This is a genomic window from Hydrotalea sp. AMD, assembly GCF_004100315.1.
Classification (GTDB): Bacteria; Bacteroidota; Bacteroidia; order Chitinophagales; family Chitinophagaceae; genus Hydrotalea; species Hydrotalea flava.
Window position 1 is genome coordinate 119,760 of sequence record NZ_SCKY01000010.1, and the last position, 21,569, is coordinate 141,328.

Consider the following 21,569-nt stretch of genomic DNA (forward strand, 5'->3'; position numbering starts at 1 on the left):
GGTTCATGTAATTATCAATAAAGGTATTAATACTAAAAATTATTCAATTTTAATGAACCGGTTCAATCCATACGTTGCTTTCTTTCAGCAAGTCAATGAGTTCATTTAAAGCAATACCACTGTCTATATTTCTTTTTACAATTTCTTTACCTCTGTATAAAGTAATTTTTCCCGGGCCACTTCCAACATAGCCAAAATCGGCATCGGCCATTTCGCCCGGCCCATTTACAATACAACCCATGATAGCTATTTTAACGCCTTTTAAATGGTGTGTTTTTGCCCTTATTTTAGCAGTGGTTTCCTGCAAATCAAACAAGGTTCTGCCGCAACTGGGGCAGGAGATGTATTCTGTTTTAGAAATACGGCAGCGGGTAGCCTGCAAAATTCCAAAAGCGGTATTGTTTAAAAATGCTTCTACTGTGCTGTTTTCCAAATAATTTCTACCGCTGGCTGCGGTGCTTTTTTGCGCCAGATTATTGTAGATTGCTGCATCAATTTCTAAAAATAAGCCATCGCCCATGCCATCTAATAACATGGATCCGGCAACGGTTGCAAAATGTACCAGATGTTCATCAACGGTATGCCATTTGCTTGTGATATTGAAAATTACCGGATTTTGAATATTTCTATTCATCAACTCTATTGCCATTTTTCTCATAGCCGGCATAGTATGGGTGTTTTTTGTTGTTAAACAAATCACCACGGTAGGATCATTGGCAAATTCTGTTAAATATGTATAATCATTCAGCGTGGTATCATCACTATAGCAATCTAATAAAACAAAATTAATAGCCGCATCTTTTTGAATGGCCTGTACATAACCTGAGCCGCTGAAAATAGGATGATATTTGCTTTTATCAGCAGCTAATGCCCAGCTGGCCGGAAAACAAATTACCTGTAAGGTTCCCGGTAATTCAAATGATAGTAATTGATGGCCGGTGAAAATATAATCTGCTGCTGCATCTCCAATATTCCATTTATCTGTTGTTGCATCATAAGCATAACCAATACTACGCAAATGCTGTGGCGTTATGTTATCTATCTTGCTGAAATCGGCTACAACAACAGGCACTTGTGTGCCTCCTGTATTCTGTACCATGAAAGAATCTCTTCTTTTATATTGAAATGGATTATAGGGTATGTTGTTTACAGCAGGAATTTTATTTTGATTGTTTGAGCTTTGTATATAGCGCTTTACCAAATCTTTACAAACAGGTATTTCAAATTCAGGATCTTCAGTTAAAGAAACCCTGATGGTATCGCCAATGCCGTCTTCTAATAATGTACCAATGCCTGCAGCACTTTTCATACGTCCGTCTTCACCATCGCCGGCTTCGGTAACCCCGAGGTGTAAAGGATAACATTCGTTAAATTCTGCCATCATTTGTTGTACCAACAGGCGGTATGCTTGTACCATTACCTGTGGGTTGCTCGATTTCATACTAAGTACAATGTTATGATAATCTAAGCTTCTGGCAATTCTTAAAAATTCCATTGCGCTTTCCACCATGCCATTGGGTGTATCGCCATAGCGGCTCATAATTCTGTCGCTCAATGAACCATGATTGGTGCCAATACGCATGGCAGTGCCATATTCCTTACAAATATTTACCAATGGGGTAAACCGTTCGCGGATTCGTTCTATTTCTTCGGCATATTCCGCATTGGTATATTCAATTTGTTCAAACTTCTTTTTATCAACATAATTACCGGGATTGATGCGTACTTTTTCTACTATTCTGGCTGCTATTTCAGCTGCATTGGGCGTAAAATGAATATCAGCCACCAACGGTGTGTTATATCCTCTTTTGCGTAATTCATTTTTGATGTTCAGCAAATTCTCTGCTTCATTTTTTGAAGGAGCTGTAATACGGATTAATTCTGCACCGGCTTCAATACAACGAATGGCTTGCTCAACTGTGGCAATTGTATCCATGGTATTGGTGGTGGTCATGGTTTGTATGCGAATAGGGTGCCCGTTACCCAACAGCAGGTTGCCAATTTTTACTTCTCGTGTTTTTAAGCGACAGTATTTTGTTAGGTTGTTACAATAAAGTTGCATAACTAATATTTTGAAGCGATTGTAATAAAAACAATTATTTGCGCTAAAAGTTGCTACCAGTCTTTTTCAGTATTAACCGGTTTTATTTTTTGTTTTTCGTATTGTTGTAATTCTTTTTCCTGCTGGCGTAACTGGTTCAATAAATTATCAGCCTGTTGTTTGTTTAATGGGTTTTTAGGCTGTTTTTGCTGATTGTTTTGCTGCTGTTCATTCTTTTTTTGTTCATTCAGCGCCTTTTGCAAATTATTTCGGGCTGAGTCGCTATTAGGGTTTAATAATAAGCTTTCTTTAAATGCTTGTATGGCATCACCTAACTGTTGTTGTTTAATAGCTGCTACGCCTGTATTATAATAAGCCTTTGCTTTTAAGGATGCATTGTTGCTGGTTAATGCCGCTTGCTGAAACTGTTTGGCCGCAGCATCATAATTTTTTTGTTGTTGTAAGGCGTTTGCTTTGTTAAATAGGGCAATACTGTTATTAGGATTGGTGGCTAATATTTTATCATAAAGCGACTGTGCTTCTGAATAGTTGCCGGATTGGTACAATTGATTGGCTTTATATAACAAAGCCTCTTCTGTTTTGTTTTGTGCTGTTGCCTGAAAAAAAAGGAGTAAGCAGGTAAATATGATATAAATTATTTTCATTTTTTGTTTAGATATTTGCCAATTGGTTTGCCTTTTTTGTTTCTTTCTGTTTCTTTTGTACGTTCAATAAAACTTTGTTGCGCTTCTTTTCTGAAATAAATATTTCCAGCAAAAGTAATATAAGTGCTACTGACAAGAATACAGGATAGTACAAAGTATATTGCATATACCCTCCATTGTTGTTCAACGGCTTGGTTTGCATATTGTTTAATTGCATGGCTATTGCATTGGCCACACTGCCGGTATTGTCTAAAAAATAATATTTACCTTCTGTTTGGTTGGCCAGTTCCTGCAATAGTGGGGCATCTAATTTTGAAATAACCGTTTTGCCATTGGCATCTTTTTTATAAGCGCCACTTTCCATAATCGGTGCACCTCCTTCCGTTCCCACGCCAACGGTATATAAAACGGTGCCATGCTCTGCCAATGTTGCGGCAGCATCTTTTGCACCTGCATCTAAATCCTCCCCATCGGTAACCAATACAACGGTTTTATATTTTTTTTCTTCATTATCCAGCGAGGCATCGGCTAATCGAAGTGCCGCACCAATATCGGTTCCCTGAACCGGTGCCAAATCGGGCGATGCGTTGTCAATGAACAATTTCGTGGCCACAGCATCGGGCGTAAGGGGCATTTGCAAATAAGCCTCTCCGGCAAACACTACCAAACCAATACGGTTGTGTTCTATTTCGGGCGTAAGCTGATTTAAAAATGATTTGGCCTTTTCTAAACGGCTGGGTGGCACATCCTGGCTCAGCATACTTTTGCTTATATCCAATACCAGCATCACATCTATACCATTACCCTTACCGTTTTTTTCTGATGTAGGTTTTCTGAGGTTTGCCCAGGAAAATATTAAACAGCCAATGGCTGTAAATACCAGTACAATTTTCAGTCCGTACCTTTTGGGCATATAATTATTGGTGAGTTGTTGCACCAATGTTGCATTGCCCAACATTTTTCTTATATGGCGCTTATGCCTTATAGCAGCAATATATGCTACCGCTAACGGAACAAGCACCCATAGTGCCCATAAATAATTCTGATTACCAAATTGTACCATGTGCTGCAAGCTACAGGTTCCTGTTAAAAAGGAAAAACTAAATTATTGGTTCACCAACACTATTTCTTCCCTTTAAAAAATCCCAATTGGGTTAATATATCATCTACTATTTGCGGGCCGGTGTTTTGTAAGGGTGTATTTGAACTTCCCTCTATATTCAACACAAAAAAATAAGGATGCTTATTTTCTTCCACCCAGCCCAATACCCAGCCAATGCTTTTTTGGTTTGGCATAATGCCTTCGCCATCAATGTAAGATAACTGATAATTGGCATTGCTTCCTTTCAGCATCAACTTTTTGATGAGAATTTGCCAGGTTTTATCAAAGGGCAATTGGCCAAAGTAAAGGCGTTTTACCAGGCCTAATTGTTCATCTGCGGTAATGGTAAGGGTATTATTTAACCAAAAACTATCTATACTGCTGCCTATTCGATGATTCCCATATTGCAGGCTATCTAACCAATACTGCATTTTTTCTTTCCCGGTTCTTCTTGCTATTTCCTGAAAATAGGGGGTGGCAGCTGCCTGAAATGCTTCATCAAAACGCAGGGTTTTATTCCAAGCAGCAGCGCTGTCGCCATTGGCATATTTTCGTGTTTGTCCATCCCAGGGTATAATCATTCTTTCATTGGCAATGGTGCCAATTTGTAAACCTATCAATGCATTTACAATATTAAATGTAGCGGCAGGCTGGTAGGCAGAATCTTTATACCGTTTTAAATGGTACATGGTAAAACTGCCCCTTCCATTGTCTAACAATGCAAAGCTGCCTTGTACACCATGCTGTGTAAAATAAGTTCCCAGCGAAGCATTTTCCTCAATATTATTAGAGCTGCAGGCCGATAAAAATAGTAGCGGTAATAGCACTGCAGCAAGTAGTTTAAGCTGCTTTAACCCATCTGTTTTTTTAAAAAATCTGAGAGAACTTTGCATAAATATTATTTTAACACATTCAATTTTTTGCCTACTTTAATAAAAGCCTGAATGGCATGATCTAAATGATGTTGTTCATGTGCAGCACTCAATTGCACCCTTATTCTGGCCTGCCCTTTGGGAACAACCGGGAAAAAAAAGCCAATTACATAAATGCCTTCCTGTAACAAGGCAGCGGCAAATTCCTGTGCCAGTACTGCATCGTACAACATAATGGGTACAATGGGGTGTTCGCCGGGTTTAATGTCGAAACCTGCTTCCGTCATTTTGGTTCTGAAATAGCGGGTATTGTATTCTAATTTATCGCGCAGTGCAGTGGTTTCTGTTAACATATCTAATACCGCTATGCTGGCCCCAACAATGCTGGGCGCTAAAGTATTGGAGAACAGATAGGGGCGCGACCGTTGCCGCAGCATTTCAATAATTTCTTTTCGGCCACTGGTAAAACCGCCGCTGGCACCGCCTAATGCTTTACCCAAGGTTCCGGTAATAATATCAATTCTGCCCATTACACCGCGGTATTCGTGGGTGCCCCTGCCGGTTTTACCTAAAAATCCGGATGAGTGGCATTCATCAATCATTACAATAGCGTTGTATTGGTCGGCCAGATCGCATATTTTATCCAATTGTGCTATGGTACCATCCATACTAAAACTGCCATCGGTAACTATAATGCGGCTACGATAGCCTGCAGCATTTTGCAGTTGTGTCTCTAAATCGGCCATACTGTTGTGTTCATACCGAAAGCGTTGTGCTTTGCAAAGCCTTATCCCATCAATAATAGAGGCATGGTTCAACGCATCGCTGATAATGGCATCTTCTTCATTGAACAAAGGCTCAAATACGCCACCGTTAGCATCAAAAGCGGCAGCGTATAAAATGGTATCTTCTGTTCCCAGAAATTGGGCAATTTTTGTTTCTAATTCTTTGTGAATATCCTGTGTGCCGCAGATAAACCGCACACTGCTCATCCCATAGCCATGGGTATCAATGGCTTTATGAGCAGCCTCAATTACTTTGGGATGGGCCGATAAACCCAGATAATTGTTGGCGCAAAAATTCAATACTTTTTGGCCGTTAACCATAATTTCTGCGCCTTGTTCGCTGGTAATAATGCGTTCTTTTTTCATTAAACCGGCTTCGGCTATTGTGGCCAGTTCTTTCTGTATCCGTGCAACAAAAGGTTCGTTCATGATGCATTTTTTTAAGGTGACAAAGGTAGGGAAAGCCGTTGGCAAGTATCTGTTTTATATTCCATACCCATATCCCGGCATTCGCACTTTAAATAAAATGTGTTGTTAAAAATGAGGTCGGGTATTGGTTGGTTTGTTCAACTTACAAGAACTGGGAATAAAAAAAGGCAGCTGCTGCTAACCCCCTCAAAAAAATCTGTTTCGTATATAACCGCTGATGTTGAAATGTACAAACCGGAAGATACGATAACAAATATTTTTTTACATTATATGTGAAAAGATTGCAGTTAAATATGGTGCCTGTTTTCGATTGGCTTTCCCTTAATTTAGTGGCTGAATTCAGGATCGAATTCTAAAGGCGATTGGTATGTTTTTGATAATTATTGAACAGACTTAATTTTTCTTTTTGAAAAAAATCAGCGTATACACGGCAGCCTTCATTGTAATTGCGAATATGATTGGCACCGGTGTTTTTACCAGCGTAGGCTTTCAGCTCAATGCCATTCAAAATACCTGGAGTATTTTGAGTTTATGGGCTATTGGTGGTGTACTTTCACTTTTTGGCGCATTTGCTTATGCCGAATTGGGCACCCACTACAAAGAATCGGGTGGCGATTATATTTATTTATCCCGCATATTTCATCCGGTATTGGGTTATCTCTCGGCCTGGGCAGGTTTAACCGTTGGTTTTTCGGCGCCGGTAGCCCTGGCTGCTATGGCATTTACCCAATACCTTTCGCCCGTGCTGGGCTTTGCAGGTAACCAATGGATGGCCGTTGGTATTATTGTGCTAATTGGGCTAATGCATAGTTTTACTATTCGGCATAGCAGCCAACTCCAAAATATCAGTACATTGGTTAAAATAGGTTTTATCTTAATCTTAATCATCATTGGTTTGTTGTATGCCACACCGGCAGCCAATGCCATTCAGTTGAATAACAACTGGCATAAAGAAATACTACAACCCGGATTTGCAGTATCAATGGTATATGTAGCATTTGCCTATACCGGCTGGAATGCTGCTGCGTATGTGGTAGATGAAATTGAAAATCCCGGCATTAGCCTGCCACGTGCCTTAATAGGCAGCACTTTATTTGTTACCGTAGTGTATATTTTATTTCAATATATATTATTGAAACATGCTACCGTATCGGCTTTAAAGGGCAGGGAAGAGGTAACTTTTATTGCCTTTAACAATATTTTGGGTACTACCGGCGGTAAATGGGTGAGTGCCTTTATTGCCATTCAGTTAATAGCTACCATTAGTTCTTATTTATGGGTGGGGCCAAGGGTAACCTGTGCTTTGGCGCAGGAAAATATGCTCTGGCGGCCTTTGGCAACTAAAAATAAAAATGGTATACCGGTGGCTGCTGTTTGGTTGCATGTGGGTATTGCTATTGTACTACTCTTAACCGGTTCGTTTGAAAAAGTATTGCTGTATGCCGGTTTTATTTTGCAGTTAATGGCATCCTTAACAGTAGCTACCAGTTTATTTACTACGCCAAAGCCACACAAAACATTTAAAAGTCCGTTGAAGCCTTTTTTGCAAATTATTTTTTTATTGTTTAATGCTTGGGTACTGGTGTTTACACTAGTAGATAAACCGGTTGAAAGTATGATTGGGATAGGTATATTATTGGCAGGATTGGTATTATATTTTTTCGATGCACCTTATAGCCGGCAACAAAAAGAGGCAACTGAAAATCAATTGCCTCAATAAAATCCAACTGTTTTTTTAATAATTAATCACCTGCTCTTCAATGGTTTCAGGAATGTTGCGCCACTCATATTGCTGATTCCTGAGCTGTGGTTCAAAGCCGGCTTCGCGAATGGCATCCTGAATGGTTTTATAGGTAAAACGATGCGGAGCACCTGCTGCGCTAACTACATTTTCCTCAATCATTATACTGCCAAAATCGTTGGCGCCGCTGTGTAAACATACCTGTGCTGTTTCTTTTCCTACCGTTAACCAACTGGCCTGAATATTCTTGATATTGGGTAGCATGATGCGGCTAATGGCAATCATCCGTATATATTCATCAGCGGTGGTTAAATTGTGTACACCTCTGATGCGGGTTAACAGGGTATCTACATCTTGAAATGTCCAGGGTATAAATGCCAGAAAACCTTTGGCATTGGCGGGTTTCATGGCCTGTACTTCGCGAATGCGGGCAAGGTGTATAAACCGCTCTTCAATGGTTTCTACATGGCCAAACATCATGGTAGCACTGGTGGTAATATTCAGTTCATGAGCTTCATGCATTATGGCCAGCCATTCATCTGCACCACATTTGCCTTTTGATATTAATCTTCTTACCCTGTCAACCAATATCTCAGCACCTGCACCGGGCAAGGAATCCAGTCCCGCTTCTTTCAATGCAGTTAATACTTCACGATGGGTTGATTGTTCTAATTTGGTAATATGGGCAACTTCCGGCGGCCCCAGTGCATGCAGTTTAATGGTGGGAAATTCCTGCTTGATTTGCCGAAAAATATTGGTGTAAAAATCCAAACCCAACTCCGGATGATGGCCGCCCTGTAGCAGCAACTGATCGCCACCGTAACGAATGGTTTCCGTAATTTTTTTCCGATAGGTATCTATATCGGTAATATAGGCTTCCGCATGCCCAGGTATGCGGTAGAAATTACAAAATTTACAATTGGCAATACAAACATTGGTGGTATTTACATTCCGGTCAATTTGCCAACTCACCTTTCCATGCGGTACCTGTTTTTTCCGCAGGGTATCGGCCACCAGCATGAGTTCGGTTAATGGGGCCTGCTCAAACAAAAACATGCCCTCCTCAATGGTTAAAAATTCCAGATTTAATGCTTTCTGATACAAATCATTCAACTGCATAAACAATGTTTAAAGAGTAACAAAGGTAGGGGGCTAAAAGTTGTATTTACAAATGCAGCTTCCAATAAACCCCATTTTCATTTGCTGCCTCCTTTTGGTTGCATGGCACCCATCAACGTTTCGGTTAAAACATGTCTTTGTTTTTCCGTTTAAAAATTCATCACACCTTTCATGTTTTTGTATAAACTAAACTTGTGTAAATTATAAATCTTGCTTATATTGAATAAAATTACCCATACATGCTAAAATTTGAATGGGAATCATTGCATGAAATCAATCCTTGTATTTTGTATCAGTTTATTCAGTATTTCATTAATTGAGGCACAGTCGGTACAAGCTACTAAAACCTTTGCCCAATTGCTCCCAAAACCCATAGCCGGTTTTCAATTTATACAATTGAGTGGAGGCATCATTATTTTAAAAGCGACTTTGGATGATATACCCGATTCACTCAATTTTATTTTAGATACCGGCAGTGGCGGCATATCGCTCGATTCGGCCACGGTAGATGAATTTCATTTGGAAAGGGTGCACACCGACCGCACCATTCGCGGAATTGCCGGCATTAAAACGGTTGATTTTACTTACCATCATCGCCTTTCATTTCCGGGGTTTAACTTAGATAGCCTCGATTTCCACATCAATAATTACGATTTGTTAACCAGCGTTTATGGCGTAAAAATTGATGGCATTATCGGCTATACTTTTTTTAGCAGGTATGTAGTAAGTATTGATTATGATACCCATACAATTGGGGTGTATCCGCCGGGTCCATTTAAATATCCAAAGGGGAGTGGCGGATATATTTTGCATCCCCGGTTTAGTACATTGGTATACCAGCCGGCTATCATTACCGATGCCCGTAAAGTGCTGAGCCGTTTTATTTTTGATACCGGAGCCGGGCTGTATTTTTTAATATCTGATCGTTTTTTGCAGGATAGCAATTTGCTGAAAACCAAACGTAAATTATATCCCACACAAGCCGAGGGTTTGGGCGGAAAAAAGGAAATGCAGTTAACCGTTACAGAAAAAATTAAGATTGGCCCCTATCTGTTCAGAAGGGTGCCTTTACTAATATTTAGAGATGATTACAATATTACCAGTTATCCCTTTTTGGGTGGTATTCTGGGTAATGATTTGATGCGCCGGTTTAATGCAATTTTCAATTATTCTGAAAGAAGTATTTATATTGTTCCCAACCAGCATTACCTCGATCCTTTCGATTATTCTTATACCGGACTGGGTATTTATTGGGTAAATGGTGCCGTAAAAGTAGTGGATGTAATGCCCGGCTCGCCCGGCGACAGGGCAGGCTTTTTACCCGATGATATCATTCTTGCCATGAACAATGTGTTCACTCAAAATATTCAAACCTTTAAAAATATACTGCAAAATGCAGGCTCAAGAATAAAAGTAATTGTGCAACGTAAAGGCCGACTCGAAACTTTAGATTTGAAAATTGTGAATATTCTGCGCCGATAAATCCTGTTTTATCAATTTTTAAATCTGCTGATCCAAAACAGGTGTGCTAACTCTCCTTTTTTGTTGCTATTTTGCACCCTTCACTGAACGATTATGATTGAATTTAACCGATTTGTTTTAGAGAATGGATTAAGGGTACTGGTACATGAAGATACAGCTACACCTATGGCTGTTGTGAATGTGATGTATGATGTGGGTGCCAGAGATGAAAACCCAGCTAAAACAGGCTTTGCCCATTTGTTTGAGCATTTAATGTTTGGCGGCAGCAAACATATTCCCGATTATGATGAGCCCCTGCAAAGAGCCGGAGGCGAAAACAATGCCTATACCACCGACGATTTAACCAACTACTATTGCCAATTGCCGGCCGAAAATATTGAAACCGCCTTTTGGTTAGAGAGCGACCGGATGTTAAGTTTAGCCTTCAGCAAAAAAAGCTTAGAAGTGCAACGGAAAGTAGTGTGTGAAGAGTTTAAAGAACACTATATCAACAAACCTTATGGCGATATGTGGCATAAAATGCGGGCATTGGCTTATCAGGTGCATCCTTACCAGTGGTTAACCATTGGTAAAGAACTGAGCCATATTGAACAGGTGCAGTTAGAAGAAGTAAAAGCATTTTTCTTCAAACATTATCGCCCCGTTAATGCCATATTGGTAGTAGCAGGCAATGTAAAAACCAACAATATCCGCCGTTTGGCCGAAAAATGGTTTGGCGATATACCCATGGCCCAAAAATATGTACGCCATTTACCTGCCGAGCCTTTGCAAACGGCTGCCAGAACAATGGAAGTAACTGCAGATGTGCCTCTGGATGCGTTGATGAAAACCTGGCACATGGATGGACGCTTACAGAAAGGCTACTACGTTGCCGACCTGATTACAGAAATTTTAGGTGGTGGCAGCTCTTCTCGTTTATACCAGGCATTGGTAAAAGAACAGCAATTGTTTTCTGATATTCAATGTTATCAGTTGGGTAGTATTGATCCGGGATTGTTAACCATACAGGGCAAATTGGTAAAAGGGGTTGCCATGCAACAAGCCGAAGCTGCCGTGAATGCGGTAATACAGCAATTGGTGCAAGATCCGGTATCTGAAACTGAATTAATGAAAATTAAAAACCGAACAGAAAGTGTGATTGTGTTTGAAGATATGGCCCTCATGAACCGCGCCAACAGCCTGGCTTATTATGAACTGCTGGGCGATGCCAATCTGATTAACCATGAACTGAACCGTTATCATGCCGTTACTATAGAAGATATCAGGCAAGGTGCACAAACTATTTTTAAACCGGAAAATGTAAATACCCTTTATTATTACAGCAAAGCATTATGATGAACAGAACCCAACAACCGGCCATTACTGAACCTATACACCTGCATTTACATTTACAGCCTGCCAGGCATTTTACACTCGATAACGGTGTACCCGTTTATGCAGTGGAAGCTGGTGCTCAGGAAGTAGTACAGTTAGAATTGGTTTTCCATGCAGGCAACTGGTACGAGCAAAAAAATATACAGGCAGCTACCACTAATTTCTTATTAAAAAATGGCACCCGCACCAAAAATGCATTTGAACTGAATGAACATTTTGAAATGTATGGCGCTTATCTGAACCGGGGCTGCTACCACGAAAGGGCTTCCCTTAGTTTGCACAGTTTAACCAAATACCTGCCACAGTTATTGCCTGCTATGTCAGAAATTTTAAGTGAGTCGGTTTTTCCGGAAGAAGAACTGAACATTTACCGGCAAAATCAAAAACAACGTCTGGCGGTGAATTTGAAGAAGGCAGATTTTGTGGCCAATCGTATGATAGATGCATATTTGTTTGGCGAACAACATCCTTATGGCAAATATAGTAATCCGGCTGATTATGATGCATTAACACGTGAAGATCTCTTGCAGTTTTATGCGCAATATTATTTGAAAGGCAACTGTACCATTTTTATTGCCGGTAAATTACCGGCCAATGTTGAACAGTTGCTCAACCAGTTTTTTGGTCAACTGCCATTGAATGGTACTGCATTGGCGAAGCCTGATTTTTCAATTACACCTTCGGCTCAGAAAAAGTATTCTGTAATGAATGATGCCAATGGAGTGCAGGCTGCCATTCGTTTGGCAAGGCCTTTCCCCAATCGCCATCATCCCGATTTTTTGAAAGCGCAACTGCTGAATGCATTGTTTGGCGGATTTTTTGGATCGAGATTGATGAGCAATATCCGCGAAGACAAAGGCTATACCTACGGCATCCACTCTTATATACAGGCACATCAGCAACAAAGTGCATGGATGGTAACTACCGAAGCGGGAAGAGATGTTAGCCGCGCTACCATTGAAGAAACCTATAAAGAAATGCTGGACCTGCAAAAAGAACCTGTAACGGCAGAAGAATTGAGCCTTATTAAAAATTTTATGATTGGAACCCTGCTGGGTGATGTGGATGGGCCTTTTCATATTATAGAACGTTGGAAAAGCTATATTCTGAATGAGATGCCAGCCGATTATTTTTATACCAGCATTCAAACCATAAAAGATACTACCGGTGAGGAGCTGCAGGTACTGGCAAAAAAATACCTGAATCCGGATGATTTTTACGAACTTGAGGTGATATAAATTAAAATTGTATGGTGTCATTCCTCTCCAAAGTATTATTCACAGCGGTAGCCATACTGCTGGCCACATTCATTTTGAATGGCGTGCATGTGAACAGCACTACTACGGCCATATTGGTGGCGGCTGTGCTGGGTTTATTGAACACATTTGTAAAACCTATCTTAGTACTGTTAACCATTCCATTCACCATCCTTACACTGGGTTTATTTCTGTTGGTTATTAATGTAATAATTATTAAATGGACATCGGCGCTGGTGCCCGGCTTCCGGGTAGATGGCTGGTGGCCTGCCCTTTGGTTCAGTATCATTGTATCGCTCGTATCTTCTTTTATTGAAGGGTTGGTACATGCTCAGAAATAAAAATGTTTTATAAAATTTTATGGGTTCAGCAATTATCTGTAATACATAACGATTATGGATTGGTGTACTTCATGTATTACCATATTCCTGCATTTTTCATTAACTGGTGTATAAATTTCGGAAAAGGTTTTTCTGCCAATTGTGCCAATGCTATGGTTTCATATTGTTGCAAGGCAGGCAGTGCTTTTTTGAATCGAACATGTATCAATCTTCCTGAAATTTGCTGGTGTGTAAGCTGCTGTGTTTCCTTGCCTGAAACCTGCAGTAAAGTATAATCCTTCACCCCCCATTGTTCGTGTAACCATTGCTGCACCTGCTTTTCCGTCCATTCTATTTCTTCTGCACTTTCAACCAAAAACAGTTCATACAAATTTTCCCATATATCTTTCCTGGTTCTTTTGTGTATCCATACCTTTCCATTCTGTTCTAATAAAAAATAATAAAACCTGCGTTTTTTCTTCAGTAATATTTTTTCTTTCACGGGTAATTGGTAAACGGTGCCTTCATGATGTGCTTTACAGATGGGCTGCAACGGGCAGGATCTGCAAAGTGGCAGTATGGGTTTACATACCGTAGCGCCTAAATCCATAATAGCCTGATTAAATAAATCCGGGTGTTGCTTGCACAATACTTCCTGTGCCAGTTGTGTAAATACCTTTTTTCCTTTTGTACTATCGGTAGGGGTATCAATGCCAAATACACGTGCCAACACACGAAAAACATTACCATCTACCACGGCATAAGGCAGTTGAAAGGCAAATGAAGCAATGGCTGCTGCTGTATAAGGCCCAATTCCCTTCATACCCAGCAGGGCAGTATAATCGGCAGGAAATTGTCCACCGTATTCTTGTAATACGAATCGTGCAGTACGCAATAAATTTTTGCAGCGGCTGTAATAGCCCAGTCCTTCCCATAATTTAAAAACAGCTTCATCTGTTGCATGGGCTAGATCGGGCAGGCTAGGGTACTGCTTTAAAAAGCGTTCATAGTAAGCCCACCCTTGTTCTACACGGGTTTGTTGCAGTATAATTTCGCTCAGCCATATTTTGTAGGGGTCTTTCTCCCCCTTCCAGGGCATGATGCGTTCATTGTGGTGCCGGTGCCAGTGCAAAAGCAAGGGTGTTAATTTTTGTTGCCGCATAGGGGGCAAAGTTGTAATAAAATTGGCACAATACATGAAACTGTTGAGCGGTTAAGGTATAATTCAATCAAAGAATATCTGGCACAATATTATGTAAATCATGCACTTATAAATAAATTTGCAGTCAGTCACTAATATGTATTATTTTTTTTATTTTCTTGTAATACTCAAAATTTGTTCTAATTTTAAAAACTATTCAACTGAAAAGCTTTTTTATGAGAAAATCAGATCTCATTACCATCATTTCCGAAAAAACAGGTATACCAAAAGTGGATGTACTGGTAACGCTTGAAACCATGTTAGGCGAAATAAAAGGCAATCTGGCTGCCGGTCGTAACATTTATATCAGGGGTTTCGGCAGTTTTGTTACCAAAAAAAGGGCGGCTAAATTAGGCCGTAATATCAAGTACAATACCACGGTGCAAATACCCGAACATTTTGTTCCCGCCTTTAAGCCTGCAAAAGAATTTATGGAAGAAGTGCGGAACAAGCGCAAGTCGGAATAACTTTGCGCAAAATTGAAATAGTGAAAAGAAGTCAAATTTTACTGGTTGCCGGTGCCGTTGTGGCGGTAGTGTTGTTATTTGTATTTGGAAAAGTGAGTGCCCCCAAATCCTCCGGAGCCGCAGCGTCAATGGAGCAACAGGCAGGTGCACCACCCGCAGTTCAGTTCAAAGATATTTTACAAAAAGCCCGCCAGCAGCTCAACCCCGAACAAAATCAAAGAATCATTGCTCTTGAAAATGCCATAACCCGTGGCGATGTAAAAGACCAGCAATTGCACGTTTACCACCAGTTGGCAAAGTTCTGGAAAGACTCTGCCCACGTTTTTGAACCCTATGCTTATTATACCGCACAGGCAGCTAAGTTGGAGAATTCGGAAAAAAGTCTCACATTTGCCGCCCAACTGTTTGTAGATAACCTGCTGACAGAGAATAATCCGGCTATGCAACACTGGCTGGCAGAAAATGCAAAAGATCTTTTAGATAGGGCACTTGTCATCAATCCCAACAACGATTCCAGTAAAATAGGGCTGGGGGCTTGTTATATGTTCGGCAATATTTCTGATAATCCCATGCAGGGTATCCTGCCGGTTCGTGAAATAGCGCAGAAAGACTCCAATAACCTCTATGCACAAATGGTATTGGGGTTAGGAGGTAAAAAAAGTGGTCAGTTAGACAAGGCAATTGAACGTTTTCAGTTCATTGTGCGGAAAGATCCGCATAATCTGGAAGCCATTTTTCAGTTAGCCGAAACCTATGATATGCAGGGCGATAAAGCCCATGCCATTCAATGGTATGAAACTGCCAAACGAATGATTAACAATGATGCCATCAAAAAAGAAATCGATAAGCGTATCAATGAACTAAAATAAATTAATTAACTAAAAAAACCTGATAGCGTATGCCTTGTGGTAAGAAAAGAAAACGTCATAAAATTGCTACTCACAAACGTAAAAAACGTTTAAGAAAAAACCGTCATAAGAAAAAGAATAAATAATTTCTTAACAGGTTTTCATTTTATAGAGTAAAGGTCTCCGTATCCTTTATACAAGAGGCCTTACTTCTGTTTCACTGTAATGTATTTGCCGCTCTCCTTTCCGCTGCAACTTTACCTTTCCCACATTTAAGGGTAAATACATGAAGTGTACACTGCGTGCTCATGCTTATAAACGGGGTGCGTCATTATGTATATTAAAGTTGCCAAATTTGTGAACAAAGAACTGATTATTAGCGTTTCCCCCAGTGGGGTTGAGATTGCTTTACTGGAAGATAAAAAACTGGTAGAACTGCACAATGAAAAAGCAGATGCCAATTTTGCCGTGGGCGATTTGTATTTGGGAAAAGTAAAAAAACTGATTCCCGGATTGAATGCTGCATTTATTGATGTAGGATTTGAAAAGGATGCTTTTTTGCATTATACCGATTTATCGCCCTATGCCCGCTCTCTCCTGAAATTTACCCAAATGGCCATGCACGATAAGGGCGAAAAGCCATTCGATTTCAGCACCTTTAACATTGAACCCGAAATTGTAAAAACCGGTAAAATCAATGAAGTGCTCAATGGCAAACCCAATATTCTGGTGCAGATTTTAAAAGAGCCCATTGCAGCCAAAGGCCCACGCCTCAGTTGCGAATTAAGCCTACCCGGCCGGTTTGTAGTATTAACCCCCTTCAATGAAATTGTTGCTGTATCTAAAAAAATTCATTCGGCAGAAGAAAGAAAACGCCTGCATAAAATTGTAGAAGCCATTCGCCCCAAAAACTTTGGGGTTATTGTTCGTACTGCTGCTGAAGGTAAAAGTACTGCTGAACTGCATCAGGATTTAATTGCACTCAACGAAACCTGGAAGCAAATTCAACACAACCTGAAAGGTGCAGTGGCACCGGCTAAAATACTGAGCGAGCAGGATAAAACAACCAGCATGCTGCGCGATTTGCTGACAGTAGATTTTAACCGGGTGGTGATTAATGATAAAAATATTTACAACGATACTAAGGCCTATATTCAAAAAATTGCACCTGATAAGGCCGATATTGTTACCTATTACAATGGCCCCTTACCCATATTTGATCAATATGGGGTAACCAAACAGGTAAAAGGCTCTTTTGGTAAAACGGTGAACCTGCCCAGCGGTGCCTATTTAATTATTGAACATACCGAGGCCCTGCATGTGATTGATGTAAACAGTGGGTATAAAAGTGTTAGCAATAACCAGGAAGAGAATGCCCTGCAAACCAATTTGGAAGCAGCAGAAGAAATTGCGCGGCAGTTACGCTTACGCGATATTGGCGGCATTATTGTGATTGATTTTATTGATATGAAATTGCCCGATAACAAACGGAAATTGCAGGAAGCGATGGAAGCATACATGCAAACCGATCGGGCTAAACATGCCGTATTGCCTATTTCCAAATTCGGGTTAATGCAAATAACCCGCCAGCGGATGCGTCCGGAGGTAAACATCAATACTTCTGAAATTTGTCCGGCCTGTGGCGGCACTGGTATGGTAACGCCTTCTATATTGCTGGAAGATGAAATAGAAAAGCGACTGCATTATCTGGTAACCCATGGTCATAAACAAATTGACTTATATGTGCATCCCATTGTATATGCATTCTTAACCAAAGGTTGGTTCAAGTCCATTGTAAAAAAATGGAAGAAGAAATTCAAAATTGCCCTGAAAGTCATGTCCAATAACAATTACAGTTTTATAGAATACCATTTTTTCGATGAGAATGAAGAAGAAATTAAATTCTAATCCATACAGAAAAGGCTATCATCGGGTAGCCTTTTTTTATTCCGGTATCCAATGAATGTTTGGAGAGTTTATTTAAGCAATTTCTGATACGTTTATTTTCTTCTGAGATAACCTCTTTTTCTATCGTTAACGACTGCACGTTATAATGGGGATGTTTGACGATTGCAGCATCCGGTTCTGTAAAATCCACTCTTTTTCATTTCTTTTACTTAATTTAACGCCTTGCCAAATACACTTCTATGCAACAACAGCGCTATTATTCCTTAGATGTGTTTCGCGGGGCTACCGTAGCACTCATGATTTTAGTGAATAACCCGGGCTCTTGGGAACATATTTATACCCCATTGGAACATGCACCCTGGCATGGCTGCACACCCACCGATCTGGTATTCCCTTTTTTCCTCTTTGCGGTGGGCAATGCTTTTTCTTTTGTGATGCCTCGTTTTGAACAGAATGGCAACAGCTACTTCCTGAAAAAAGTATTTAAGCGCTCCATCCTTATTTTTCTCATCGGCTTGTTCCTGAACTGGACCCCATTTGTGCAATGGAGCAATGGTCATATCGTGTTCAAAGGTTTTGAGCATGTGCGTATTATGGGAGTTTTGCAACGCATTGCCCTCAGCTACTTTTTTGCAGCTCTGATTATTTATTATGCTAAGGCCCGTGGCGCTTTTGTGATTGGCTGTATTATTTTATTGTTGTATTGGGTATTCACCCTGCTGGCGGGTGAGCCCGGCGATCCTTATAGTCTGCAGGGCTTTTGGGGCACTTCATTCGATATTCATGTATTCGGACTGAACCATGTGTATAAAGGCGAGGGGGTGCCTTTCGATCCGGAGGGACTGTCGAGTACGCCCGGTGCTGTGGTGCAGGTAATTATTGGTTATTTAACCGGGCAATACATACAACAAAAAGGAAAAACCTATGATATGCTGGCAAACCTCTTGGTGCTGGCACTCGTATTAATGGCTGCCGGTTATGCATGGGATATGGTATTCCCCATCAATAAGAAAATATGGAGCAGTAGTTATGTGGTATACACCAGTGGACTGGCCATTGCTACTTTGGGCATCCTGATTTATGCCATTGAATTTAAGGAGGTACGTGGAGCCTGGAGCAGCTTTTTCGATGTGTTTGGTAAAAATCCTTTGTTCATTTTTGTGCTCAGTGGGTTCCTGCCCCGGGTATTGGGTTTGATCCGCATTCCCCATGGCATGAATGAAGAAGGATTGCCGGTATATCTTTCTCCTTTGGGCTGGTTTTATGAACAGGTATGTAAACCCATCAGTACTGATGAACACATTGGATCTTTACTCTATGCACTCATTTTAATTGCCTTCTACTGGCTGATTGTGTATGGCATGGATAAAAAGAAAATCTACATCAAGGTATAGCCGTTAGTGTCTGGTATTTGGCTTATATATCAATCATAAATAGAATTCATTCAATATGAAATTTACAAAATCCTAACACATGCCCAATGCGTAGTTATATTCCAAACTTATTAGTAGACATCCCGCTAACCAATCGGAAAAGCATAGAAGCTGCTACTGTGTTTGTTGAGTTATGTGTGACACCCATCGATGAATTTTACGAAAATTAATGCCATATTTGGCACCCAATGGAAGATATCTGCAATCGCCTGTTAAGTACTCGGCTATAATAGCCTCTTGATTGAACTCTTTTTCTTGCATAATTTGTCCAAATTTAAGTAACAAATAATCGTCAAAACGACAACTCCATAATCAATAAACACTCAGATAATTTACCGGTTTCGTTCAACAGGCGGCTTCATTGTTGGCGCTGCGCACACAACGAAGCCTTAGTTGTTACCAGCAGTTTTTATCCATTATCAGTTCGAGCATATAAGTCAAGTTTTCTTGTATAAATTGGGAATTTCGATTCATATACATCGGTGTATTCAATTTTAATTGTTAATTGTCTAAGCACTCCACGCATTTCTTCTCTAAATTTTCTTTGTGTGTCTTTAAATACGTCATTTTTTATCTCAATTACTTTGATAACTTTTCCAGCCTGCATTGGAATATCTCTGTCACGTGTTAGATAGTTTTGATAAGAAATTCCTTCTGGAAGGTCAGGCATCCAACTATAAACATTTTGTTTTTTCTCGTAGTCGTTTTTTTCAACAGTTATTTTTTTAATAATTGCAGAACCTACTCCTTCATTTACTAATTCGATTAAAATACAGTTTGAATAGTCAAATGGATTTACGTTTATTATTGGCTTTAATGAATTTCTATTGTGTTTCCTTGTTTGGAAAATTGTCACAATTGTCAAAATGAAGGATAGCCAAGCAACAATCAGGGATGAAAATGCTATTTTATCAGCATTTGTCATTTCAGTTACATGTTGTTTTGTATTTAGTGTCAGGTCTGTTTTAACAGTTGTTTTAATTGGTAACTTACTGCTGTCAGCTTGTGCAAAAGACAAAATGCTTGATAATAAAAATATTAGTGTTAGTGTCCTTCTCATTTTTTCTTTTTGTCGTTTATGTGGTCGTCTAAAATTACTGCCAACGTTAATGCATTTGTGTTGTGGCGGAATTTGAAATTATATTGTTCAAATAAAATTACAAAAGTTGATTAAAGAATTGATGATGAGTTTTAGTTTGTCGTCCGCCGACATAAAGCAAATGCTTTGTTAGCGGTAATTTTTCTTTGGTCTTAATTTTTTATTAGTCACTTTTTTTTGTCTGTCACTTTCTGAAGATTTAAGTAATTGCTTGTTTCTATATTCTTCTATGTATTTGATAAATTTTTTTTGCTGAGTTTCACTTTTTAAAAATCTCTGAAACTCTTTGTCATTAATTTCAATTATTAAAGGGTCATTAAGAATTGTCTTTAATATTTGTTTTAACTTGTCGTAAGAAAAATTTCCAATCAGTCCGCTTATTACCGCAAGTCCAACAAAAGAGAAAATGTTATGAAGTTCTTTTAGATAAAATGCTCTTTTGATATTTGGATTATGTCGTGACTCATACTCGCTTCTTTTTCGATACTGAAAACCAATACTAACAATGTTATGTGCTTTTTTTAAGTCACGATTATATTTTATGATAGAATAAGTTATTGAACAATCATTACAATGTAATTTTCTGTCAACTTTTGTGACATTTCTACTTAAACATTTAGTACATAAATACATGGTCATTAAATTACCGCTAACTCATAAATATACGAATCTTTACAAGTTACTTGTCGTCTGGTTAAAAAATATTGTTACCCTCATTATCAAAACGTTATAAAGCTTTTGCGAAATACATATGCATTATTAAACGCTTTCGTAAAGCCAACTACCTGTTTTTTTTCAAATATTTTTAAAACATTTATACACCATATTTGGTACCTAAACAGAGAAAACGGTAATTCAGAGTACTAAATAATTGGCAATGATAAACTATACTTTATTGTGCTTCTATTACATAGTTTTCCTAAATTTAAATGGAGGAAAATGATAACATGATTTAGGTCAAGACATTTTCCTGTTTATAAAGTAAATCCATTTTTTTAAAATATTTAAATGACAAATTAATAATATATAGCATATCAGAAACATATCTTTTACAGCATAGTAAAGTATAATCTTTTTGCCAATTTGTTTCATTTGGTAATGATTCTAAACTAAATTTTATTCCTTCAATTAATAAATAATTTCTATAATGATTTAAATAATTTTCTAATTCTTTATTATTTATACCTTCAAAGTAAGTAAGTTTTAAAAATGATTCCATTTTTTTTGGCAATAAAGATTTAAAAAATATAATATTATATTCTATTTGCAAATTTTGGACTTCAAAATTTACTGATTCTAATTTTTCAAGTTTTGTCATAAATAATAAATTTAAAATTTATATAGTCATTAATAGTTATAATTATCTCAATAATTTGTATGAGTTTATTACCATTTCCCTTTACAGTCCGGTTACTAATATAAAATAA

Annotated in this window: 20 protein-coding genes; 9 read left to right on the top strand and 11 right to left on the bottom strand. The window is 39.0% G+C overall.

What is annotated here, in order from left to right; translation table 11 throughout:
* Window positions 1-49 precede the first annotated feature (49 nt).
* The 5 genes from ispG to kbl are packed head-to-tail and all read right to left on the bottom strand — an operon-like array spanning window position 50 to window position 5,894.
* Window positions 50-2,062, bottom strand: a complete 2,013-nt coding sequence (ispG, locus tag EO766_RS09220) for a (E)-4-hydroxy-3-methylbut-2-enyl-diphosphate synthase (RefSeq protein ID WP_074421202.1) — start codon at window positions 2,060-2,062, stop codon at window positions 50-52.
* Between the two features lie 53 nt (window positions 2,063-2,115).
* Window positions 2,116-2,706, bottom strand: coding sequence for a tetratricopeptide repeat protein (locus EO766_RS09225; RefSeq protein ID WP_074421203.1), 591 nt, complete (start codon window positions 2,704-2,706; stop codon window positions 2,116-2,118).
* A 7-nt stretch (window positions 2,707-2,713) separates the two neighbouring features.
* On the bottom strand, window positions 2,714-3,769 hold the full coding sequence (locus EO766_RS09230; protein WP_074421204.1) for a vWA domain-containing protein: 1,056 nt from the start codon (window positions 3,767-3,769) through the stop codon (window positions 2,714-2,716).
* Between the two features lie 59 nt (window positions 3,770-3,828).
* Window positions 3,829-4,701: a penicillin-binding transpeptidase domain-containing protein gene (locus EO766_RS09235; protein WP_081301430.1), complete on the bottom strand. Its 873-nt coding sequence runs from the start codon at window positions 4,699-4,701 to the stop codon at window positions 3,829-3,831.
* A 5-nt stretch (window positions 4,702-4,706) separates the two neighbouring features.
* Window positions 4,707-5,894, bottom strand: a complete 1,188-nt coding sequence (gene kbl / locus EO766_RS09240; RefSeq protein WP_074421205.1) for a glycine C-acetyltransferase — start codon at window positions 5,892-5,894, stop codon at window positions 4,707-4,709.
* A 406-nt stretch (window positions 5,895-6,300) separates the two neighbouring features.
* Here kbl and EO766_RS09245 point away from each other — a divergent pair, with 406 nt between their 5' ends.
* Window positions 6,301-7,614, top strand: a complete 1,314-nt coding sequence (locus EO766_RS09245; protein WP_287100923.1) for an APC family permease — start codon at window positions 6,301-6,303, stop codon at window positions 7,612-7,614.
* A 15-nt stretch (window positions 7,615-7,629) separates the two neighbouring features.
* Here the strand turns inward: EO766_RS09245 and mqnC are convergent, their stop codons facing one another.
* Complete coding sequence (gene mqnC, locus EO766_RS09250; protein ID WP_074421133.1) at window positions 7,630-8,754, bottom strand: cyclic dehypoxanthinyl futalosine synthase; 1,125 nt, start codon at window positions 8,752-8,754, stop codon at window positions 7,630-7,632.
* A 267-nt stretch (window positions 8,755-9,021) separates the two neighbouring features.
* Between mqnC and EO766_RS09255 the strand changes: the two genes are divergently transcribed.
* The 4 genes from EO766_RS09255 (at window position 9,022) to EO766_RS09270 (ending at window position 13,207) form a co-directional block, all read left to right on the top strand.
* Window positions 9,022-10,236 carry an aspartyl protease family protein gene (locus EO766_RS09255; RefSeq protein ID WP_074421134.1) on the top strand — a complete coding sequence of 405 codons (1,215 nt, stop codon included), beginning with the start codon at window positions 9,022-9,024 and terminating at the stop codon, window positions 10,234-10,236.
* 93 nt (window positions 10,237-10,329) lie between these two features.
* Window positions 10,330-11,571: a M16 family metallopeptidase gene (locus EO766_RS09260; protein ID WP_074421135.1), complete on the top strand. Its 1,242-nt coding sequence runs from the start codon at window positions 10,330-10,332 to the stop codon at window positions 11,569-11,571.
* On the top strand, window positions 11,568-12,848 hold the full coding sequence (locus tag EO766_RS09265) for a M16 family metallopeptidase (RefSeq protein ID WP_074421136.1): 1,281 nt from the start codon (window positions 11,568-11,570) through the stop codon (window positions 12,846-12,848). The genes EO766_RS09260 and EO766_RS09265 overlap by 4 nt, the downstream gene beginning before the upstream one ends.
* An 11-nt stretch (window positions 12,849-12,859) precedes the next feature.
* Window positions 12,860-13,207 carry a phage holin family protein gene (locus EO766_RS09270; RefSeq protein ID WP_074421137.1) on the top strand — a complete coding sequence of 116 codons (348 nt, stop codon included), beginning with the start codon at window positions 12,860-12,862 and terminating at the stop codon, window positions 13,205-13,207.
* A gap of 76 nt (window positions 13,208-13,283) precedes the next feature.
* On the opposite strand, the gene mutY is transcribed toward EO766_RS09270, so the two are convergent.
* Window positions 13,284-14,348 carry an A/G-specific adenine glycosylase gene (mutY, locus tag EO766_RS09275; RefSeq protein WP_287100926.1) on the bottom strand — a complete coding sequence of 355 codons (1,065 nt, stop codon included), beginning with the start codon at window positions 14,346-14,348 and terminating at the stop codon, window positions 13,284-13,286.
* A gap of 215 nt (window positions 14,349-14,563) precedes the next feature.
* Here mutY and EO766_RS09280 point away from each other — a divergent pair, with 215 nt between their 5' ends.
* The 4 genes from EO766_RS09280 to EO766_RS09295 all read left to right on the top strand — a co-directional run bounded on the left by EO766_RS09280 (window position 14,564) and on the right by EO766_RS09295 (window position 19,004).
* Window positions 14,564-14,854, top strand: coding sequence for an HU family DNA-binding protein (locus tag EO766_RS09280; protein ID WP_074421138.1), 291 nt, complete (start codon window positions 14,564-14,566; stop codon window positions 14,852-14,854).
* A 20-nt stretch (window positions 14,855-14,874) separates the two neighbouring features.
* Window positions 14,875-15,723 carry a tetratricopeptide repeat protein gene (locus EO766_RS09285; protein ID WP_253810173.1) on the top strand — a complete coding sequence of 283 codons (849 nt, stop codon included), beginning with the start codon at window positions 14,875-14,877 and terminating at the stop codon, window positions 15,721-15,723.
* Between the two features lie 312 nt (window positions 15,724-16,035).
* The gene (locus EO766_RS09290) at window positions 16,036-17,610 is read left to right on the top strand and encodes an Rne/Rng family ribonuclease (protein WP_228733165.1); all 1,575 of its coding nucleotides are present in this window, start codon (window positions 16,036-16,038) and stop codon (window positions 17,608-17,610) included.
* 239 nt (window positions 17,611-17,849) lie between these two features.
* Window positions 17,850-19,004, top strand: coding sequence for an acyltransferase family protein (locus EO766_RS09295; protein ID WP_074421139.1), 1,155 nt, complete (start codon window positions 17,850-17,852; stop codon window positions 19,002-19,004).
* 153 nt (window positions 19,005-19,157) lie between these two features.
* Here EO766_RS09295 and EO766_RS09300 read toward each other — a convergent pair whose 3' ends face one another.
* From EO766_RS09300 to EO766_RS09315, 4 genes are all read right to left on the bottom strand, one after another.
* Window positions 19,158-19,304, bottom strand: a complete 147-nt coding sequence (locus EO766_RS09300) for a hypothetical protein (RefSeq protein ID WP_287100927.1) — start codon at window positions 19,302-19,304, stop codon at window positions 19,158-19,160.
* 148 nt (window positions 19,305-19,452) lie between these two features.
* Window positions 19,453-20,103, bottom strand: a complete 651-nt coding sequence (locus EO766_RS09305) for a hypothetical protein (RefSeq protein WP_074421140.1) — start codon at window positions 20,101-20,103, stop codon at window positions 19,453-19,455.
* A 168-nt stretch (window positions 20,104-20,271) separates the two neighbouring features.
* Window positions 20,272-20,775 carry a hypothetical protein gene (locus EO766_RS09310; RefSeq protein ID WP_179855946.1) on the bottom strand — a complete coding sequence of 168 codons (504 nt, stop codon included), beginning with the start codon at window positions 20,773-20,775 and terminating at the stop codon, window positions 20,272-20,274.
* A 319-nt stretch (window positions 20,776-21,094) separates the two neighbouring features.
* On the bottom strand, window positions 21,095-21,460 hold the full coding sequence (locus EO766_RS09315) for a hypothetical protein (RefSeq protein WP_287100929.1): 366 nt from the start codon (window positions 21,458-21,460) through the stop codon (window positions 21,095-21,097).
* Window positions 21,461-21,569 lie beyond the last annotated feature (109 nt).

Excerpts from the sequence above, each read along its gene's own strand:
- ispG (WP_074421202.1), bottom strand. The coding sequence starts at position 2,062 with ATGCAACTTTATTGTAACAACCTAACAAAATACTGTCGCTTAAAAACA.
- EO766_RS09225 (WP_074421203.1), bottom strand. The coding sequence starts at position 2,706 with ATGAAAATAATTTATATCATATTTACCTGCTTACTCCTTTTTTTTCAG.
- EO766_RS09230 (WP_074421204.1), bottom strand. The coding sequence starts at position 3,769 with ATGGTACAATTTGGTAATCAGAATTATTTATGGGCACTATGGGTGCTT.
- EO766_RS09235 (WP_081301430.1), bottom strand. The coding sequence starts at position 4,701 with ATGCAAAGTTCTCTCAGATTTTTTAAAAAAACAGATGGGTTAAAGCAG.
- kbl (WP_074421205.1), bottom strand. The coding sequence starts at position 5,894 with ATGAACGAACCTTTTGTTGCACGGATACAGAAAGAACTGGCCACAATA.
- mqnC (WP_074421133.1), bottom strand. The coding sequence starts at position 8,754 with ATGCAGTTGAATGATTTGTATCAGAAAGCATTAAATCTGGAATTTTTA.
- EO766_RS09255 (WP_074421134.1), top strand. The coding sequence starts at position 9,022 with ATGAAATCAATCCTTGTATTTTGTATCAGTTTATTCAGTATTTCATTA.
- EO766_RS09260 (WP_074421135.1), top strand. The coding sequence starts at position 10,330 with ATGATTGAATTTAACCGATTTGTTTTAGAGAATGGATTAAGGGTACTG.
- EO766_RS09265 (WP_074421136.1), top strand. The coding sequence starts at position 11,568 with ATGATGAACAGAACCCAACAACCGGCCATTACTGAACCTATACACCTG.
- EO766_RS09270 (WP_074421137.1), top strand. The coding sequence starts at position 12,860 with ATGGTGTCATTCCTCTCCAAAGTATTATTCACAGCGGTAGCCATACTG.
- mutY (WP_287100926.1), bottom strand. The coding sequence starts at position 14,348 with ATGCGGCAACAAAAATTAACACCCTTGCTTTTGCACTGGCACCGGCAC.
- EO766_RS09280 (WP_074421138.1), top strand. The coding sequence starts at position 14,564 with ATGAGAAAATCAGATCTCATTACCATCATTTCCGAAAAAACAGGTATA.
- EO766_RS09290 (WP_228733165.1), top strand. The coding sequence starts at position 16,036 with ATGTATATTAAAGTTGCCAAATTTGTGAACAAAGAACTGATTATTAGC.
- EO766_RS09295 (WP_074421139.1), top strand. The coding sequence starts at position 17,850 with ATGCAACAACAGCGCTATTATTCCTTAGATGTGTTTCGCGGGGCTACC.
- EO766_RS09300 (WP_287100927.1), bottom strand. The coding sequence starts at position 19,304 with ATGCAAGAAAAAGAGTTCAATCAAGAGGCTATTATAGCCGAGTACTTA.
- EO766_RS09305 (WP_074421140.1), bottom strand. The coding sequence starts at position 20,103 with ATGAGAAGGACACTAACACTAATATTTTTATTATCAAGCATTTTGTCT.
- EO766_RS09310 (WP_179855946.1), bottom strand. The coding sequence starts at position 20,775 with ATGTATTTATGTACTAAATGTTTAAGTAGAAATGTCACAAAAGTTGAC.
- EO766_RS09315 (WP_287100929.1), bottom strand. The coding sequence starts at position 21,460 with ATGACAAAACTTGAAAAATTAGAATCAGTAAATTTTGAAGTCCAAAAT.